Annotated in this window: 17 protein-coding genes; 12 read left to right on the top strand and 5 right to left on the bottom strand. The window is 31.9% G+C overall.

Annotated features, from left to right (window positions below; all coding sequences use genetic code 11):
- The first annotated feature begins 110 nt into the window (after positions 1–110).
- From H0I32_RS11650 to H0I32_RS11625, 6 genes are all read left to right on the top strand, one after another.
- Entirely contained in the window at positions 111–1,802 is a 1,692-nt protein-coding gene (locus tag H0I32_RS11650; RefSeq protein ID WP_179313667.1) for a POTRA domain-containing protein, read from the top strand.
- Positions 1,803–1,814: 12 nt separating this feature from the next.
- Positions 1,815–3,443 carry an aryl-sulfate sulfotransferase gene (locus H0I32_RS11645; RefSeq protein WP_173587848.1) on the top strand — a complete coding sequence of 543 codons (1,629 nt, stop codon included), beginning with the start codon at positions 1,815–1,817 and terminating at the stop codon, positions 3,441–3,443.
- Positions 3,444–3,514: 71 nt separating this feature from the next.
- Positions 3,515–4,249, top strand: a complete 735-nt coding sequence (gene rlmB / locus H0I32_RS11640) for a 23S rRNA (guanosine(2251)-2'-O)-methyltransferase RlmB (RefSeq protein ID WP_173587847.1) — start codon at positions 3,515–3,517, stop codon at positions 4,247–4,249.
- 556 nt (positions 4,250–4,805) lie between these two features.
- Complete coding sequence (locus H0I32_RS11635; RefSeq protein WP_179313666.1) at positions 4,806–7,931, top strand: SusC/RagA family TonB-linked outer membrane protein; 3,126 nt, start codon at positions 4,806–4,808, stop codon at positions 7,929–7,931.
- Between the two features lie 4 nt (positions 7,932–7,935).
- Positions 7,936–9,387, top strand: coding sequence for a hypothetical protein (locus tag H0I32_RS11630; protein WP_173587845.1), 1,452 nt, complete (start codon positions 7,936–7,938; stop codon positions 9,385–9,387).
- Positions 9,388–9,415: 28 nt separating this feature from the next.
- Positions 9,416–10,081, top strand: a complete 666-nt coding sequence (locus H0I32_RS11625; protein WP_173587844.1) for a hypothetical protein — start codon at positions 9,416–9,418, stop codon at positions 10,079–10,081.
- A 151-nt stretch (positions 10,082–10,232) separates the two neighbouring features.
- Here H0I32_RS11625 and H0I32_RS11620 read toward each other — a convergent pair whose 3' ends face one another.
- Positions 10,233–11,009, bottom strand: coding sequence for a rhomboid family intramembrane serine protease (locus H0I32_RS11620; protein WP_179313665.1), 777 nt, complete (start codon positions 11,007–11,009; stop codon positions 10,233–10,235).
- Positions 11,010–11,158: 149 nt separating this feature from the next.
- Here H0I32_RS11620 and H0I32_RS11615 point away from each other — a divergent pair, with 149 nt between their 5' ends.
- A complete protein-coding gene (locus H0I32_RS11615; protein WP_173587842.1) occupies positions 11,159–12,436 on the top strand; it encodes a replication-associated recombination protein A in 1,278 nt (425 codons plus the stop codon).
- Here H0I32_RS11615 and H0I32_RS11610 read toward each other — a convergent pair.
- The 4 genes from H0I32_RS11610 to radC all read right to left on the bottom strand — a co-directional run bounded on the left by H0I32_RS11610 (position 12,433) and on the right by radC (position 16,043).
- A complete protein-coding gene (locus tag H0I32_RS11610) occupies positions 12,433–13,245 on the bottom strand; it encodes a hypothetical protein (protein WP_179313664.1) in 813 nt (270 codons plus the stop codon). The two genes, H0I32_RS11615 and H0I32_RS11610, sit on opposite strands and share 4 nt — an antisense overlap.
- A gap of 11 nt (positions 13,246–13,256) precedes the next feature.
- Positions 13,257–13,943, bottom strand: coding sequence for a YjjG family noncanonical pyrimidine nucleotidase (locus H0I32_RS11605; protein WP_179313663.1), 687 nt, complete (start codon positions 13,941–13,943; stop codon positions 13,257–13,259).
- Positions 13,940–15,235, bottom strand: coding sequence for a polysaccharide deacetylase family protein (locus tag H0I32_RS11600; RefSeq protein WP_179313662.1), 1,296 nt, complete (start codon positions 15,233–15,235; stop codon positions 13,940–13,942). Before H0I32_RS11600 ends, H0I32_RS11605 begins: the two co-directional genes overlap by 4 nt.
- Positions 15,236–15,341: 106 nt before the next feature.
- Positions 15,342–16,043, bottom strand: a complete 702-nt coding sequence (gene radC, locus H0I32_RS11595) for a RadC family protein (protein ID WP_173587838.1) — start codon at positions 16,041–16,043, stop codon at positions 15,342–15,344.
- A gap of 51 nt (positions 16,044–16,094) precedes the next feature.
- Here radC and H0I32_RS11590 point away from each other — a divergent pair, with 51 nt between their 5' ends.
- The 5 genes from H0I32_RS11590 (at position 16,095) to H0I32_RS11570 (ending at position 20,875) form a co-directional block, all read left to right on the top strand.
- The gene (locus tag H0I32_RS11590; protein ID WP_173587837.1) at positions 16,095–16,538 is read left to right on the top strand and encodes a DUF1569 domain-containing protein; all 444 of its coding nucleotides are present in this window, start codon (positions 16,095–16,097) and stop codon (positions 16,536–16,538) included.
- Positions 16,539–16,579: 41 nt separating this feature from the next.
- Positions 16,580–17,167: an FMN-binding negative transcriptional regulator gene (locus H0I32_RS11585; protein ID WP_179313661.1), complete on the top strand. Its 588-nt coding sequence runs from the start codon at positions 16,580–16,582 to the stop codon at positions 17,165–17,167.
- A 10-nt stretch (positions 17,168–17,177) separates the two neighbouring features.
- Positions 17,178–17,585, top strand: coding sequence for a hypothetical protein (locus tag H0I32_RS11580; protein WP_217363255.1), 408 nt, complete (start codon positions 17,178–17,180; stop codon positions 17,583–17,585).
- Positions 17,586–17,689: 104 nt separating this feature from the next.
- A complete protein-coding gene (locus H0I32_RS11575; protein WP_179313660.1) occupies positions 17,690–18,634 on the top strand; it encodes a tRNA dihydrouridine synthase in 945 nt (314 codons plus the stop codon).
- Positions 18,635–18,694: 60 nt separating this feature from the next.
- Positions 18,695–20,875: a B12-binding domain-containing radical SAM protein gene (locus H0I32_RS11570; protein ID WP_179313659.1), complete on the top strand. Its 2,181-nt coding sequence runs from the start codon at positions 18,695–18,697 to the stop codon at positions 20,873–20,875.
- Positions 20,876–21,007: the final 132 nt, after the last annotated feature.

Below are 21,007 nucleotides of genomic sequence, written 5' to 3'. Positions count from 1 at the left end.
AATTCAAATAGTTGTGTATTAATTTTCTAAAGAAATAGAAACTTTTATTTCAATCCTATATAATATGCTCTATTTTTACGTTGATATAATAGTTACACTATTAATTACTGATGCCAAATACAAGCCGTATTTTTTTTGTTTTTTATTCCCTATTGGTTTTCTCAAACTTAGGGAATGCACAATCTATTTTATTAAAAGTAGAAGGTGAATCCATAAAAAAGACAGAAGTCATTGACTCACTTGGATACCTTAAAAACTTTAATAATTATAATACACTTCAAGCAGAGCTAACTAGTTTAAAAACAAAACTAACAAAAGAAGGTTATATAGACACCGATATTAAAAACATAACCAAACAAAACGACACTCTTTTTTTAGCTTCTCTTCTTTTGGGCGAAAAAATAAACACCATCAGAATTTATTATAATTCTAGTTTCAATACCGAATTATTAAACTTTATTAATCATAAGAAAGGTGAAGCTTATTATGAAGTTGAAATAGCAGATCTTGAATCTTCATTAAATACATTAAATTCTAAAATTGCAGAACAAGGTGATCCGTTTTCAACTTTACAACTTATTGACATTACAAAATTAAATCCTGGAACTATTTCAGCACAGCTAAAAATTATAACCAATCAAAAAAGACGGATCGATAAAATCATAGTTAAAGGATATGAAAAATTCCCTAAATCTTACATCAAGCATTTTCTCAAATTAAAAACAGGGAAATCTTTTAATCTAAATGCTATAAAAGAAAAAATTGAACTTTTAAATAATATACAATTTGCTCGCAAGATAAAAGATCCTGAAGTGCTTTTTACAAAAGACTCAACAACCTTATATCTATATGCAGAAAAAACGAATACTAATAATTTTGATGGATTCTTAGGTTTCGGAACTAACGAAGACACAAATAAGATAGAATTTGATGGTTATTTAGACTTACGCCTTATTAACAACCTTAATTACGGAGAAACAATTAATCTATATTATAAAAGTGATGAGATAGACCAGCAAACCTTTAAAGTCGATGCCGACTTACCATATATATTTTCCTCTCCAATAGGTCTTCAACTTGGTCTTAACCTTTTTAAAAAGGATTCTACTTTCCTTAACGCGAATCAATCTGCAAAAATCAATTACCTTATCAACGCAGAACAAAAAATAGGACTAGGTATTACGTCTACTAAATCGACAAATTTACTAGAAGATGACACTACAACTCTGAATGATTACACTACAAACTATTACACTTTAAGCTACAATTATTCAAAATTTCAATCATATGATTCTTTATTTCCTATAAATTTTTGGCTAGATTTTTCTTCTGGATTTGGAGACAGAACAAATGATGTAGGAATTCAAAAGCAAACAGTATTCAATATTGAAACCTTCAAAATATTTAATTTCAATAATAAAAATAGTTTTTATATTAAATTAAGTGGTGCCATTTTAACTTCAGATGATTATTTAGATAATGAATTATTTCGTTTTGGAGGCATTAATTCCATAAGAGGATTTGAAGAAAATAGTTTAGTTGCAAATCTATACGGAGTCCTAAACACAGAATACCGTTATCGACTAAATAGCAATATCTATGTACACTCCGTAATTGATGCTGCATATTTAGAAAATCAACTTACCAACAGTAAAGAAAAGCTCTTTGGATTTGGCTTTGGTTTTGGTTTACTAACAAATGCGGGATTATTTCGGTTGAACTACTCTAGCGGAAAGACAGAAAATAAATCCTTTAAATTATCGGATTCTAAGGTACATCTTAGTTTGACTGCTACTTTTTAAAAAATTAAAAATATGCTTAAAAAATTACTCTTTATTTTTTATATAATTATAAATTTTACACACTCTCAAAACACTATTGGTACAACCTTAGTTACAAATCAAGCTTCTGATGGTTACACTTTATTCTCTGCCTTCACAGAAACTTATCTTATTAATAATTGCGGTCAAGTAATAAATCAATGGTCAAGTAATTTCACTCCCGGGAACGCTGTTTATCTACTAAAAGATGGAAGTATATTAAGAGCAGGAAAAACAGAAACTCAAGATATAACATTTGGAGGACAAGGGGGAGTGATTGAAATTTTTGATTGGAGCGGTAACCTTACTTGGCAGTATTTTTATGACACACTAGAAATGAGACAACACCATGATGTATTTCCAATGCCTAATGGCAATATCCTTATCTTAGCAGTAACTAGACTATCGAATTCTGAAGCCATACAATTAGGAAGAAATCCGGCATTATTAACAGAAAGTGATTTATATAACGAACAAATTATAGAAGTAACTCCCATAGGCACAAACAATGCACAAATTGTATGGGAATGGAATGTTAAGGATCATGTTGTCCAGGATTATAATTCTACAAAAGATAATTTTGGAAATGTAAGTTTAAGTCCCGAGAAGTTAAATATCAATTTTTTAAATGGTGGCAACGGAGACTCGAATTGGCTTCATTTTAATTCAATTTATTTCAATTCAATTTTAGATCAAATTGTTATAAGCTCAAGGAATTTAAGTGAAATTTACATCATAGACCATTCTACCACTACAATACAAGCTAGCAGTAATACTGGTGGTACTTACGGTAAAGGAGGTGATTTATTATATCGCTGGGGAAATCCACAAGCTTATAATCAAGGTAGTGAATTAGACAGAAAACTGTATGGACAACATTCCCCATATGTTATAGAGCCAGGATTTACAGACGAAAATAAAATTATGGTATATAATAATGGCCGAGGTAGAGAAGAAGAATTTTCTGAAGTCTATATACTAAATCCACAAACTGAAAGTCCTGGAGTATATTCCCATTTAACAAATACACCTTACAGCCCTTCTGAACCTGATTATACATATGGAAATACAGGTTCTGAAATGTTTTATTCTAGCACATTAAGTAGCTCACAACGCTTATCTAATGGTAATACGCTAATTTGTGAAGGTGCAAACGGACGATTTTTTGAAATAAATGAAAACAAGGATATTGTTTGGGAATATATAAACCCAATAAACACAACTACAGGAAATGTTATTTCTCAAGGTGCTAATTCATCTAGTTTTATTAATGTAAGCTTTAGAGCACATAAATACGAGAGTAACTATGAAGCCTTTAGAAATAAAGATTTAACTCCAGGAAATCCTATAGAAATTAACTCCAACATAACCCCATGTCAAAACCTAAGCACTACAACTTATAAAACACCAATAACCAAACTATACCCAAATCCCACAAATAAATCTGTAAAAATAATTTCTAATACAATTATTAATAAAATTGAAGTCTACAACTTAGTCGGTCAAAAAATTAGCAGCACAACTTTAAATAACATAGACTTAACAGATCAAGTAAATGGTGTTTATTTTTTTAAAATCCACACTAACACATCTATTATAACAAAAAAGGTGATTAAAAAATAAATGTAAAAAAACTAGAATTTATTTGATAAACCATCACAATATTAGGATAGATTTTTTTATACCTTTGCAGCATGAAGAACGAAACTACAATTTTTGGAATTAGAGCAATTATAGAAGCTATTAAATCTGGCGAAACCATAGATAAGGTTTTTATGCAGAAAGGACTTCATGGTGAATTGTTTCAAGGATTAGAACTTGCTATTCGTACTGAAGGCATTAATTCTTCATACGTACCTGTTGAAAAACTAAACCGATTAACAAAAGGAAATCATCAAGGTGCTGTTGCTCAAATTTCCCCAATAGAATTTCATGATATAGACGAATTAGTAACAAACGTCTTAGAATCAGGAAAAACACCTTTATTCCTATTATTAGATCAATTAAGTGATGTTAGAAATTTTGGTGCTATTGTTCGTACTGCAGAATGCACAGGGGTCAATGGAATTATTATTCAGAAAAAAGGTGGAGCACCTATAAATGGAGATACTATTAAAACAAGTGCTGGAGCTATTTTTAAGATTCCGATTTGTAAAGTAGATCATATTAAGGATGCTGTATTTCATATGCAAGCTTCCGGAATTAGAGTTATTGCTGCGACTGAAAAAGCTGAAGAATTTGTATATAATGTTTCCTTTAAAGAACCTTGCGCCATAATTATGGGATCTGAAGGTAGAGGTATTAACCCATCTGTTTTAAAAGTTGTTGATGATAAAGCTAAACTTCCTATACTTGGGGAAATAGAATCTTTAAATGTATCTGTAGCTTGTGGTGCTTTTTTATACGAAGCAGTAAGACAAAGACAGTAAAAAAAAAACATCTTAATTTTAAATTAAACCCTATAGATTAAAATCTCATAGGGTTTTTATTTTGTTCTAAAATCATCTTATTTACAAAACTCCTATTTTACCACCAACAAGTCTTACATAAAGTTTTGAATATTCTTGAGTATTTCACCTACTACTCATACATAAAAACATCACCCTTTAATTTCTTTACGCACTCGTTTATCATTTAAAAAGGGGTATTCTTATATCAAACTTGACACCTAAATAATAACTTAAAGAATTATAGTAAAACTTATTATTCCTTATTTCACTCACACTCTGCCCTATAATTTTAAAACACAATGTCTCAACTATTCTTTGGAATGGTTAAAATCCTAAAAATAATAAACAAACCTTTAACATTCTCTCTAATCCGAAGAATTGAGTCTATCAAATAGTGGGAATTACTAAAAAAGATGATTTGTAAATTATTATCTATTAATTTCTTTATCTTTTAATTAAGAACTCCTTAAATATCAAGATATTATTAGGTATTTAACATTTTTTAACCCATATTTACTAAAATTTTAACAAAAATATGGGAACAAATTTACAAAAAACACTAATGCTATTCATGGCTTTAGTCGTGCAATTAACATTTGCACAAGAAAAAACAATTTCTGGGACTGTTACAGATGCCTCAGGTATACCACTACCTGGAGCAAGTATTATTGTCAAAGGAACTTCAAATGGAGTTCAATCTGATTTTGACGGAAAATACATTTTATCCGCTAATGTAAGTGACGTTATAGTAATCACATACATTGGCTTAAAAACACAAGAAATAACAATCACCTCCGCTAGCATTTTTGACGTAAAAATGGAAGAAGATGCTTCTGCTTTAGATGAAGTAGTAATAACAGGTGTATCCGGACCAACATCAAGAAATAAACTTTCCGTGACAGTAAATAAAGTTGGCGAAAGAGATCTTGAAAATATTCCTACAACTTCTGCTGCAAGTGCCTTACAAGGTAAAGTGGCGGGTGTTTCTGTTACAAACTTTGGGCAACCTGGGCAAGGGGCAAGTATTCAATTAAGAGGAAGCAATAGTTTTTATGGATCTCAAACTCCATTAACAATCGTTGATGGTGTTTTTGTTGAAGGTGGTTTACAAGATATAAACTCTGATGACATAGCATCCATAGAAATTGTTAAAGGTGCCTCTGCTTCAGCATTATACGGATCTAGAGCAGGGAACGGCGTAATTGTTGTCACCACTAAAAAAGGAAAATCAGGAGTTGTTAGCGTAACTGTAAAATCTGAAATCGGATTTACACAATTAAACAACTTTGTAGACACTAATAATTCTCACCATTATGAACTAGCCTCAGACTGGCAAGACTATCAAGGTACTTATACAAAGTATCAAGGCATTACATACCCTTCGGATTACGACGGAGTAGATTACAGTAATATTTCTGGTACAAGAATTGAAAGTGATGATCATTATGCAGATAATCCTTATGGGGTTTACTACAACCCTCAAGAACAATTTTTTAGATCAGGTATTACTTCAAACTACTATGTTTCAGCAGCAGCAGGTAGCGAAAATTCTAACGTATTCTTTTCTGCCAATCAAACCAAAACAACGGGTGTGCTAAAAGAAACAGATGGATATGAAAAAGTTTCTGCTAGATTGAATGCAACCTATAATATTACAGATTGGTTAACATTTGAAACTTCTAATAATTTCATAAGAAGTATTGATAATTCTCCTGGTGGAACTGGAGACATCTTTTTTGACTTACTTGTATCTCAACCAGATTCAGATTTAACAGGGTCTAACCAAAATGGACAACCCTATGTTTTAGTACCTTCTAGGTTTTACAATACATCAACCAATCCTATTTATCCACTTTGGTCCAACCCTGAAGAAGAAACTATTAATAAATTTTTAGGTTCATATAAACTAAACATAGAATTTACGGATTATTTAAATTTAGACATGGATTATGCCATTGAGAGTATAGATGCTAAATTTACAGATTTTAATTCTAATTCAATGTTAACCACAGGAGGGACTCAAGCAACATTATTCTCTACTAATCAAGTTGGTAATTTTTATCAAAGCAACTCTAGAAATACATCTCAGAAAGCACAAATTACTTTAAACTTCTTTAAGGAATTTGGAGAATTAAATATATCATCAAAATTAAGTTATTTATTAGAAGATACAGATTATAATCAATTTGACGCATATGGCTTTAATCAAATATACGCAGGTATTAATCAATCACTAGACAATTACAGCGATAGTCTTATTGGATCTGATGTATCATCAGTAAACGCTAGAAACTTTTTTGGAATCGTTGGATTAGACTATAAAGACCGATATATTTTAGATGCCATGTACCGAATTGATGGAGCTTCTACTTTTGGTGAAAACGAAAAATGGAATGACTACTACCGTGTATCAGGTGCTTACAGAATTTCGAAAGATTTAAACATAGATAATATTAATGAAATGAAATTCCATGTTGCCTATGGTACAGCAGGACAAAGACCAGGCTATAGTTGGCAATATCAAAATCAAGAAATTATAAATGGAGTTTTAGCAGGAGGAGGTAGTACTGCTGCAAATCCTGATTTAAAACCATCTAAAACCACAGAGCTTGAATTTGGTTTTACAACAAGATTATTTAGTCGTATAAATTTCGAGGCAGTTTACTCAAAATCAAAAACAGAAGATCAATTTATGTTTGTTGATTTATTCCCTCCTACATCAGGTGCTAATGTAAGCACTTGGATCAATGGAGGTACAATAGAATTTAACACTTTAGAAATGAGCTTAGGTGTTGATATACTAAGAGATGGAGATTTTAAATGGAATTCTTCAGTTGTATTCGACACTTCATCTAATGAGCTTACAAAGCTAAATGTTTCACCACGAACCATAGGACCAAATTCTGACACTTCAACAAACTATGCAGGACAAATATTCAGAATAGAAGAAGGTGTAGAACATGGTACTATGTGGGGTTACTCTTTTGTAAGAAATTTAGACCAAATGGCAAATCAATTACCTTCTGGCGCGTCTATTGAAGATTATGCAGTTAACAGAGATGGCGTTGTAGTGGCAAGAAATACTATTGGAACAGTAAACGAACAACCAATTAGCTTAGTCGATGAAAATGGAGATAAAATCATCGGAGAAATAGGAAATGCAAATGCAGATTTTAAACTTGGATTTAGAAATGACTTTAGTTACAAAAATTTCGGGTTATACTTTCTTTTTGATTGGAAACAAGGCGGAGATATCTACAACAGAAATGGACAATGGTTAACAAGAGATTACAGACATGAAATGTTAGACCAAACTGGTTATGCTGCTTCTGAAAAGAAAACAGTAGACTATTACCAAGGACTTTATGCAACTAATGAAGATAATGAATTTTGGGTAGAAGATGGTACTTATGTAAAGCTGCGTGAATTATCTATATTTTACACATTCCAAAAAGAGCAATTATCTAAAGTTGGTAATGGATTCTTCGATTCTATAAAAATTGGTTTAACAGGAACTAACTTACTAACCTTTACAGATTATTCAGGTTGGGATCCAGAAGTTCAATTATATGATTCAAACACTCAACAGTATTATGCCGTAGACCAGAATTCATACCCTATAACATCCAGTTATAACCTATCATTCACGTTTAAATTTTAAGAAAATGAAAAACTATAAATCATATACAATATTACTATTCATCCTAGCGATGTTTAGTGCCTGTGAGGACTTTGACGCTTCTTTAGAAGAATCTTACACACAAAATCCTACTCCAGAAGATATAGCAACTGAAGCAACAGCAATTAGTGCTTTTCAAAGTTGGTATTTTAATTCAAATGCCTATAATGGCCCAGGACTAATGTTAACAACTATGGCAGACATGAACACCTGCCCTTGGGGTAACGCAGCTATGCAAGACATGTCTAGCGAACCTAGAGCAGCATGGTCTAACGACCCTGGGTACTCTAATGCCGTCGCATTAGAGGAATATTACGCTAATATGTACTCATTACTTGCTAACCAAACAACACTTATAACAGCCATGGAAGGAGGACTAGAAGTAAGTGACCCAGCTAAAATTGAATGTCTTGCTAGATTTGGACAAGCTGCAGCAATTGGATACCTTGCTCTTGTTTTTGACCAAGTATGGATTGTAGACGAAACAGGTTTACTATTTGAAGGTGAAGCAGGGACACCAGAGCAAGCTATGGAAATCGCTTTAGAAAAATTAGACATCGCTATTGAATTAGCTAGTAATAACAGTTTCACTGTTGATGCTGTAAATGGCATGACTTTATCTAGTAGCCAATGGGCAGAATTTTTAAACACACTAGGAGCAAGATTACTTGCTAATGTTGCTAGAAATTCTACACAAAGAGACAACACAGATTGGCCCCGCGTTTTAACATACGCTAACAACGGATTAACTTATGATTTAAATGTACTAAGTGATGGTTGGATAAACTGGGCTACTGAATGGTCTTTATACATGACATACAGTGGCTGGGGAAGAGTAGATATGAGAGTTGTAAACTTAATGGATCCTTCAATGCCTTCAAAATGGACTAGTACAAGTGGTTACCTACCAGAAGCTACAAGCTTAGATAATAGATTAGCTACAGACTTTCAATATCTAGACAGCCAAGATTTCCCAGCAAATCGAGGAATTTATCACTATTCAAATTACAGACACTCTAGATATGATTCAGAGACACATTTAATAGAATACACCGGTTCAGTACCAGAAATGTTAAAAGCTGAAAACGACCTTTACAAAGCAGAAGCGATATTAAGATCTGGTGGATCAGTTTCTGATGCCGTAAGTGTAATAAACAGCTCTTCTAGAGTATTAAGAGGAGGATTAACTCCCCTTAGTTCTGGAGCTAACGCAACGACTGTTTACGACGCTATTAATTACGAAAGATCAGTTGAATTACAATCTATTGGCCTTGGCCTTGGCTTCTTTAATATGAGAAAGAATGACCTACTACAAATCGGAACACCTTTACATTTGCCGGTTCCTGGATCTTACCTGTTAGCTGGTGGATATGACAATTACACTTTTGGAGGAGTAGCCAATGCAGATGGTATTAATGTTTCAAATGGAGGTTGGTAAGCTTTATAAATTAAAAATATTATAAAATATGAAAAAATCAAATATAATTATCACTCTAAAAACTGTGTTTCTAGCATCTGCAATACTTTTTATATCTTGTGAAGATGATGACATAGAAAGTGACGCAGGCAAAGTAATCCCTAATATAACTAGCTTAGAAGGAGCAACCGTTGCTTATCAAGGCGATGTATTAACTTACAATGTATATCCACCTAGAGGCGGATCGGAATACACATGGACTGTAACAGGAGGGACAATTCAAATGTTAGAAGGTAGAACAGATAAAATCAATGTCTTATATGAAACTATTGGAACAGGTTCTATATCTGTTTTTGAAACTGCTGCAAACGGCTTAACATCAGACACCGTAGAAATACCAGAAATAACAATTTTTGGAACACCTTGTGAATGGACTGTAAATATGAATGATTCTTATGGTGACGGATGGAACGGAGCATCACTTAGCTTTAGTGTTTCCGGTATAGTAATCGGAGAGGCTAGCATAGATTCTGATACCGGAACTGCAATTATCCAAGTTCCTAACGAAGGAGATTTAGAAATAACCTTTAATTCTGGTGATTACGACGAAGAAGTAACTTTTGAGATATTTGACGCATCAGGAACTTCTATTTTAGCCGATGGCCCTACTCCTGCAACAGGTGTTGTTTATTCTGGAGTAAATATTTGTCCGTGATAAATTAAATAATAACACAACAACAAAAAGAGGTCTTCTAATTATAGAAGACCTCTTTTTAATTAAATAGTAAAGCTTGTAATATATTTTTTTACATCAAATAGTTAAATAAACACCTTGCATTCTAAATAAAATCAAAATATAAAATATTTCAATTTTCAGGTTCAGTTTTCTTGAATGTATAAGTAATCTTAAACTCTTGTGAGTTATTACTTATAATTTTATGGGTATCTATTTTAGCTTCCGGTTCTATTTCAGGTTCTGGCTCAATCTCTATAAAGTTTCCATTTTCATCAAAATGCTTCATAAACGGATCATCATCTTCGTTGTAATCCGGCTCTTCCCATTTATAACGCTCTGGCTTTGCTACTTGTTTTCTAAAAATAAATGCAAATACCAAACCTGTGATTAATCCACCTAAATGACCCTCCCAAGACATACCACTTTTAATAGGAAATACATACCAAATCATACTTCCATAAAGAAAAATAACGACTAAAGACAATGCAATAAGGCGATAATGTTTAGCAAAAATCCCTTTAAAAAACATAAAACTCACTAAGACGTAAATCAGTCCACTTGCCCCAATATGATTACCAGAATCAGCAATGAGCCATGTTAAGAATCCTGAGAGAACAATACCAAAACCGATAACTCTCCAAGCAATTTTATGATAGAAGTAAAATAAGGCTATAGAAAGCACAAAAAGAGAAACAGAGTTATTGTAAATATGATTAATATCTCCATGTAAAAATGGACTAGTAAAAATCCCAATAAGTCCTTCTACTTTTTGAGGTCTTATTCCAAAAGCTTTAATACTACTATCAATTCTAACCTGATACCAAAACACCACCCAAATAACAAACAACATCACCAACGGATAGATGATAATGTTATTAGAGTATTTAAAATGTTGTGTTTTGCTCATATTCAAATTTATAAGAAAGTCATTCAAAATTATAGCCAAAAATGAATTTCGGTAATATTGGCAGAAACACGAAACTCATTCTCTTGATTTTTATATGAATTTAATCAAATTCATTAAACCATCACAAAAGCATTTTGTAATTTTGAGTTATGAATATTCCATTAGCAGAACGTTTAAGACCACATACACTGAATGACTATTTAAGTCAACAACATTTAGTAGGTAAAGAAGGTATGTTGTACCATCAGATTAAAAGTGGAGTACTTCCTTCACTTATACTTTGGGGACCTCCTGGAATTGGAAAAACCACATTAGCCAATATTATTGCTAATGAATCTGAACGCCCATTTTTTAAATTAAGCGCCATCAATTCTGGTGTAAAAGACATTAGAGAAGTTATTGATAAGGCTAAAAAAAGTGGTGGATTATTCACCGCTAAAAATCCTATTTTATTTATTGACGAGATTCATAGATTTAGCAAATCTCAACAAGATTCTTTACTAGAAGCTGTAGAAAAAGGTTGGGTAACCTTAATTGGAGCCACAACAGAAAATCCAAGTTTTGAAGTGATTTCGGCATTATTATCACGATGCCAAGTTTATACTTTAAATGCTTTTAGCAAAACTGATTTAGAAGACTTATTACAACGTGCCATAACGAAAGACACCGTTCTTTCTAAATTAAATATTGAATTAAAAGAGACCGAAGCTTTACTCCGATTATCTGGAGGAGATGCTAGAAAATTATTAAATATTTTTGAATTACTAGTCGCTTCTTTTGAAGAAGGAGATATTGTTATCACTAATGATTTAGTGATGAAACAAGTGCAACACAAAGCTGCTCGATACGATAAAACAGGAGAACAACATTACGATATAATTTCAGCATTTATAAAATCGATAAGAGGAAGTGACCCCAATGCTGCTGTGTATTATTTAGCACGTATGATTGAAGGTGGTGAAGATGTAAAATTTATTGCAAGACGACTTTTAATTTTAGCAAGTGAAGATATTGGTAATGCAAACCCTACTGCTTTAGTACTTGCTAACACTACTTTTCAGGCCGTTTCTGTTATTGGCAATCCAGAATCTCGGATTATACTAAGTCAATGCGCTACATATTTAGCTAGCTCACCAAAAAGCAACGCAGCTTACGAGGCTATTGGAAGAGCGCAACAATTAGTTAAAGAGACAGGTGATTTATCGGTACCAATACCGATGCGAAACGCACCTACAAAACTGATGAAAGAATTAGGCTATGGAGAAGCTTATAAATATTCTCATAATTATGAAAATAATTTTGCTCATCAAGAGTTTCTCCCAGAAGAAATAGCCAATACTAAGCTATATAACCCAGGAAATAATGCACGTGAGCAATCGCAACGTAATTATTTAAAAACGCTGTGGAAAGACAAATATGGTTATTAGAATTTAATATCTAAAACTCTCACTTCTAAACTTGTTCCTTCATTTTGAGAATAAATCCATTGACCATCTTTATTAAAAACAATGGCATTTTTATCTTTTACTAAAAACACATCTTTAGCGTATGTAGCCAATAAAATCATTACCACTTTTGGTTCTGAATTTACGAGTTGAAATCCATTAGTTATAGCTTGTGCATAATAAAGTTCTGATGTTGTTTCTTTACTTGAACTTACAACATCTTCTGCTTTCTTATCCTTAACTTCTACTTTAGGAACTAGAACTTTAGTATCTTCTTCTGTAATTTCCTTTTCCTTAGCAACAACCTTCATTACTGTAGGTTCTTCTTCTCTTGAAGTCTCTACAATCTTTTCTTTAGCTACATATTTATAATTTAAATTTTTAAAAGTTTCAAAAGCATCCCTCAAAGCCTGATTATAAGCTTTTGGATATTCCTTTAGTCTAGATTCACCAATCTTAGATTTTATTACAACCTCTCCATAACAATCTTTCAGTATAACTTCTACTCGGGTCTTAAACATGGTTTTTTCCTCATTAGACACATCAGCAGTTAAAGCTGAGCAACGATCAGATTTTATATCTTCTGGCACATTATCAATTAAATAAGCTTCATAACCATACTTTTTGAATAAAAATTCAGAAAGAGAATTTAATTGATATTGATCGTCACTTTTAGAAAACTCAAATGAATTAGGTATAATGATATATTTATAATCATTAATATTTTTTTGAGCATTACCACAAACAGTTATGATGATAAATGAAATTGTAAATATTATTTTCTTAATCATGATATTAAATTTTAAAGGTGATTTGCAAGCATTTTTAAATTTGTAATTCTTTTATAAGTATGATTATAATCTGAAGCTTTATAATCAAAATGAATTGTGTCCATCCCAATATTATGAGCACCTTCTATGTCAGCCTCAAGATTATCTCCAATCATTATGCTTTCGTTAGCTTTTGCTTTAGCAATATCTAATGCAAAATTAAAAATCTTAGGATTCGGTTTTTTAACACCTACCATTTCAGAATTTGTAACAGTCTTAAAATAAGATCTGATATTTGAAGAAATCATTTTCTTTTCTTGGGCTTCTTCAAACCCATTGGTAATAATATGCAATTGATATTTATCTTTCAAGTAATCTAGAATTTCAGAAGTACCTTCAAATAAATTATTAAACGACGATAAATTTTCGATATAGGCATCCGATAATTGATAAATCATAGCATCATCAACCTCAACTCCTATTTTATCAAAAGCATCTTTTAATCTGCCATAGCGTAATGCAGACTTTGTCACTTTATCTTCTCTGTAAAGCTTCCAATAATTAAGATTTATAGGCTCGTAAACCGATAAAAAATTATTCAAACTAATTTCAATTTTATTCAGCTTAAAAATTTTCTCAAAAGTTAATCCTGAATTCTTATCAAAATCCCAAAGTGTATGATCTAAATCGAAAAAAACATGCTTTATTTGGTGTGTCATTCTTCTGAATCTAATATTAAGTTGAATAAAGATCGAAAACCTTCCCAACGGTCTAAATTACTAAATGAGTAATTATGAAATACAGGAGTAAAAATACCATTTACAGCTTTAACTTCGTCTATTACTTCTTGTAAATGCTCTGTTTTATCTAATAGAGAATCATACTTTAATAGCGCAAAATCTAAACAATGATATGGATTTATTTGAAGTGGTGTTTGTACTTCATAATCCAAATCGTAAAATTGAAATGGTGTACAAGTACCTGCCCTAAAACCTAAGGTATCAATATAACCCATTGTAAAATCTTGATTAATTTCTAACTCGACCAAGTTTCTATATGAAACAGGTAAATTTAACTTCGAAAAAGAGTGACGTACCGCATTTAAATCTATATGCGTTATCGCTTCCATTTTAAGTTTCTCCTTTTTAAGAATAGCAACATCATTTAGCGAAAAATAAGAGGCCTTAATCCCAACATTACAATAATCGGCAACGGATTTAATTAATGAAATAAAATCTTTTTTTGTTGTGCTTATTCCTTTATCGTAAGTAGAATAATCACCTATTAAAAATAGTACTGTAAATTTTGTTTTATTAGCCTTTTGTTTTCTAATAATCCATCTGAAAGTATCATACGGATCTCGTTTAAATCCCATTAAAACAGTATATCTAAAATATAATTGTTTAAGTTTTAAACGTCTTAGATCATTCAGAGTTCCTCCAATGGTTCTCAAAAAACCTTTATGCTTAAAATAATACGCCATAGGCACATCAATCACAGGCTGTACGGTGTATTTTCGTTCAGGAAAATTATAATCAGGGAAACGTTGCATTAAAACATCTTTTAATTTATAAGCCCAAAGATCTACAACAGGTTGATTTAAAAATTTATGATGAAAAGCTAAACTTTCAGACGCTAAAAAACGCCCATATTCATCTTTTACATGAGGTAAATATTCTTCATATCGACTTAGCATATAAAAGGATGCTGCAAAAATATCGAAAGGCAAATCACTACGTTCACTTGTAGCAAAGAAACCTTTAGTATTACCCCATTGTTGCACATTGATTTCTAAATCAGATAAACCATGATCAAATAACAAGTCATGACTTCTAACAAACAATTCATTGCTTAAAGGCTTTTTTGCATAAGACATTTTTAAGCTATCGTGTGCAATAAAATCTTCTACTTTAGATGTAAATCTCACTTCTATTCCTAAAACACGTCTGCATATATGCTTAAACGTATAAGTAACACGTGGTGTGATTTTGTGAGTATAAACTAATAACATAAGGTCTTGAAAATTCTAAAAGATAAAAATAACAAATTCCAACTGCATTCTCCGTTAATTCCACAGCGAGTTGGTATTGATTTTATTTGAAGTTTTATTATAAAGATTAGCCCATTTGATTTTCATCTGCAAAACTATAATAAGCGTTCTCGGTTATTATAAGATGATCTAAAACTGAAATATCTAAACTTTGAGCTGCAAGTTTTAATTTTTGAGTAATATCGATATCTGCTTTACTTGGTCTTAAAGCCCCTGAAGGATGATTATGACATAATATTAATGCTATTGCACCAACTTCTAATGCGTTTTTAAGCACTAAACGCACATCGACTAAAGTTCCTGTGATTCCGCCTTTACTTAATTGGTTTTTCTTAATCACTTTATTTGAATTATTAAGATATAAAATCCAAAATTCTTCATGAGGCAAATCACCAATGATGGGTTGCATTATATCAAAAACAGATCGACTAGAGTTAACCTTATCTAACCGCAACGCATCTTCTAGCCTTCTACGCCTCCCCAATTCTAAAGCCGCAGTAATCGTAATTGCCTTAGCTTCACCAATACCTTTAAACTCCATTAATTGCGCAATAGACAATTTACCCAAAGCATTAAGATTGTTATTTACACTTGCAAATATGCGTTTACAAAGAGCAACAGCACTTTCTTCTCGATTACCACTACCTATTAAAATAGCTATAAGTTCGGCATCACTCAAAGTCGTTTTCCCCTTGTCTCTGAGCTTCTCTCGAGGCTGATCATCTTGTGACCAATTTTTAATTGAAAACGAAGTAGGTTTCTCTGACATGCACTAAAGATAAAAAATTGTAAATTTCGAGTGTCATTAAATTCAAATATTATGAAATCTATTTTTGAAGAATCCGGTTATAACGATATTAAAACCCGTATTGAAACTCTAAATAAAGACTCTAAGTCTCAATGGGGAAAAATGAATATCGGCCAAATGGCATGGCATTGCCAAGGCCCTTTTAATATTATGCTAGAAAAAGAAGACTACAAATTAAAACCTAGCTGGTTAGCTAAAGTATTTTTCAAAAAGTCTTTATATAATGATAAACCTTGGAAAAAGGGATTGCCAACAGCTAAGGTTTTAAAAACTAAAGAATCTAAAGATTTTAACGCAGAAATATTAAAATTAAAACCATTAATTGACGAAAGTCACGCTCTTAAAGAAAAAACAGAATGGGCTTCTCATCCTGCTTTTGGTTATTTTACAGCACAACAATGGGGACAAATGCAATACAAACATTTAGATCATCATCTTAAACAGTTTGGTGCATAAATAAATCTAAGAACCATTTTTAATCATTAACTATATTTCATTTGTATCCACCAAAACAACATCAAGATAACGACATTAATCATTTAATTGAAGTCATCAAAGCATACCCTTTAGCAACCGTAATATCGGTAGAAAATAATCTTCCCTTAATTACACATTTACCTTTAATTTATGAAGACGAAAAGCTAATTGGTCACATTGATATTAATAACCCACAAGCTAAATTATTAAAAGACAATCGTGATGTAACACTTATTTTTAGTGGTCCAGAATGTTATATTTCACCAAGTATTTTTGAAACGGCGCATCTTCCGACTTGGAATTATATTAAAGTCCACTTATCAGGAAAAGTAAAAGCTAATACAGACAAAGCAGCTTTAAAAAAGTCATTAATTACTATGACTGAATTTTTAGAAGCTCCTGACCAGAAATATATTTTAAATGCAGATAATCCTCGATTAGATAAAAATCTTGATTATATTGTAATGTTCGAAATTACCATCACCCATTGGGAAGGTAAATTTAAACTGTCTCAAGACAAAAAAAACATTGATATTAAAGCTGCTAGAGAAGAATTAATAAAAGCTAACACAACTAACATTGAAGAATTTTTAAACACTATATTTTAAATCCCAAATTATGAAGTATCTATTTACATTTTTTTTCATTCCTTTATTTCTACTAAGTTCTACAAGCCAAAAAGAAACATTTGTTGGCAAATGGATTGGTGAGGATCAAAACGAAATTGGTTATTTAATTTTTGACAACGAAGGTTATGCTGCATTTGAAATTAATGGCCAAGTTATGGGAGGTAAAAAATTTATTATGAAAGGTGAAAAAGGAAAAATGACCTATACTGTTAATTATAACACCACTCCTATTGAAATTGACTTAAAAGTAACAAAAATAGAATCAGGAGAATCACAAAACATCCTTGCAATAGCTGAATTTACCGACAAGGATACAATGAATTTTAATCTGAGTTTTGACAATGTAAGACCAACTGAGTTTGACAAAAATTCAATCACACTAAAACGCGTTAAGTAAAACTTACTTTTCAAATTATAAACTACCTTATATAATCGTGATTATAAGGTAGTTTTTTGTTATTTAGCAGTTCCAAAAAATTGAATCTAAAAATAGAATAAGGAATGCCAATTACACTTTTATCATCACCATTACAAGGGTTTACTGACTTTCGATTTCGAAATGCGTTTAATCACTATTTTGGGGGAATTGATACATTTTACGCTCCTTACATAAGGTTCAATAAAAAATTAATTATAAAAAACTCTTATAAACTCGATTTACAACTCGAAAATAATTCTGAACTCGAAGTGATTCCGCAAATCATGACCAATAGTGCTGATGAATTTCTATTTGTTGTCGATTATATTCAAGAATTAGGCTACAAAGAATTAAACTGGAATTTAGGTTGTCCATATCCAATGGTAACCAATCGTGGTATGGGTTCGGGATTAATTTGCGATCCTGAAAAAATTAATCATATTTTAGATCGTGTGCACCGTGAAACAGATATTCTCGTTTCTATGAAAATGCGCATGGGTTATGAAAATCCTGAAGAAATACTAAACACCTTCCCTATTCTAGATCAATATCCCCTAAAAAATATAGCAATCCACGCCCGTATAGGAAAACAACTTTATAAAGGTGGTGTAAATTTAGAGGCCTTTGAAAAATGTACAGAAAGCACCAAACACAAACTCTATTACAATGGTGATATTACATCTGTGGCAAAATTAAAAGAGATGCAAACCCGTTTTCCTAGTATCGATCATTTTATGATTGGTAGAGGACTCATTGCTGATCCGTTTTTACCTAGCATGATTAAAAACGATACTACAGAATATCCAGAAAATAGATGGGAAATTTTTAGAGAATTCCATGATACTATTTACCATCAGTATGATGAAGTTTTATCTGGGCCAACTCCTATAAAAATGAAAATGCAAGGGTTTTGGGAATATTTTGCTCAGTCGTTTTCAAACCCACAGAAAGCATTCAAAAAAATAAAAAAAGCAAATAATCCTAAAGCTTACCAACAAGCCGTTACTGAGATTTTAAAGAATGGGTAGATTTCAAACTATATTTGCATCAAACTGTTTCAAATTTAGTTTCATTTTCAACTTCAACATGTGAAAGATCTCTTACTCATAACACCTCCATTCACCCAATTAAATACGCCTTATCCTGGCACAGCCTATCTTAAAGGTTTTTTAAACACGAAAAGTATAGACGCTTTTCAAATGGATTTGGGCATTGAAGTTATTTTAGAACTTTTCACTAAAAGCACATTTAAAGAAATTTTTGAACTTGCTTTTGAAAACAATCGCATTCAAACAGAAAACTGTCAACGTATTTATGCTCTAAAAGAGCATTATTTACAATCGCTAGATGATATTATCTTATTTCTACAAGGGAAAAATCAAACTTTTGCCAGACAGATTTGCACCAATGGTTTTTTACCACAAGCCTCACGTTTTGAACAATTAGATGATATGGATTGGGCTTTTGGCTCTATGGGAAACCAAGACAAGGCTAAACATTTAGCTACGTTATATATTGAAGATTTATCTGACTTTATTGTAGAATGTATTGATCCCGATTTTGGTTTTAGCCGTTACGCTGAGCGCTTAGGACAAAGTGCAAATTCTTTTGATGAACTTTATGAGAATTTACAAGATGACAGTACTTTTATAGATCAAATTACATTAGAAATATTAGACGCTCAAATTAAAGAAACGCAGCCAAAACTGATTTGCTTTTCGGTACCTTTCCCTGGTAATTTATATAGTGCTTTTCGTTGTGCACAATTTATAAAATCTAATTATCCTGAGATTAAAATTGCCATGGGAGGCGGATTTCCGAATACAGAATTGCGTTCCGTAAATGATGTTAGAGTTTTTGAGTTTTTCGACTTTATAACTTTAGATGATGGTGAACTTCCAATTGAGTTATTACATAACGTTGTCCTTAAAAACGAAACTTCTTTTAAACGTACTTTTCTATTAGAAAACGGAAGCATAGTTTATAAAAATAATAGCACAGCCCCAGATTACAAACAACAAGATGTTGGCACTCCTGATTATTCCGATTTATTATTAGATCGATATATTTCTGTTATAGAAATTGCAAACCCTATGCATAGTTTATGGAGCGATGGCCGATGGAACAAACTCACCATGGCACATGGTTGTTATTGGGGGAAATGTACGTTTTGCGATATTTCATTAGACTATATTAAAATTTACGAGCCTGTTGTCGCTAGTCTTTTAGTAGACCGCATGGAAACGTTAATTGAACAAACTGAAGAAACTGGATTTCACTTTGTAGATGAAGCTGCACCACCGTCTTTAATGAAAGCTTTAGCACTCGAAATTATTAAAAGAAACCTCAGCGTTACTTGGTGGACAAACATTAGATTCGAGAAGAATTTTACGCAAGACCTTTGTGTTTTACTAAAAGCATCTGGATGCATTGCTGTTTCTGGTGGTTTAGAAGTAGCTTCCGACCGTTTACTTGCATTGATTGATAAAGGTGTAACCGTAGAGCAAGTAGCACAAGTAACACGTAATTTTACCGAAGCAAACATTATGGTACACTCATACTTAATGTATGGCTACCCTACACAAACTGTGCAAGAAACCGTTGATAGTTTAGAAATGGTACGTCAGCTTTTTGAAGTTGGAATTTTACAGTCTGGCTTTTGGCATCAATTTGCATTAACGGCTCATAGTCCTGTTGGTTTACACCCGGAAGAATATGGCATTTCACCTAATTACAAAAACATCACTTTTGCGAATAATGATGTTGATTTCACGGATTCTACAGGCATTGATCACGCACAATTTAGTTTCGGATTAAAAAAATCACTCTTTAACTTTATGCATGGTATTGGTTTTGAAATCCCTTTACAAGATTGGTTTGAATTCGATATTCCTGAAACTGATATTGATCCTGATTTTATTTATAATTGCTTAGCACAAGAACCTGTTTTTAATATTAAACCAACAGCAAAAATTGCTTGGTTAGGTACATTTCCTTTAGTTCACGAATTTTCTAAAACTAAAAAAGGACATAAAAATGACTTTATGGAAATCACATTTCATGATACCGTAGAAACATTTCAGATTACAACAGAAAAAGAAAAAGGAAACTGGTTATTAGATACTTTAGAACAAATTACCCCTCAAAACAAACCGCAATCTTTTAAACAATTAAAAGTCAGTTTTGAAACACATTTTGAAGATTTTGAATTGTTTTGGTATTCAAAACCTATTCATGTATTGAGAGATCATGGTTTATTGGTTTTATAAATTCAACTTAAAAAACAACAATTAAAGCATGATAAATTATTAGCCTACAATTTGTCATCTCCAAAAATTTCGCAGAACTTTGACGCTTCAAAATGCTGAGTTATAAAACTTAGTTTCAAACTAAAAAAGATA

The organism is Winogradskyella sp. HaHa_3_26 (assembly GCF_019278425.1).
In the GTDB taxonomy this organism is placed as follows: Bacteria; Bacteroidota; Bacteroidia; order Flavobacteriales; family Flavobacteriaceae; genus Winogradskyella; species Winogradskyella undariae.
This window is presented reverse-complemented; position numbering and strand designations above follow the sequence as displayed.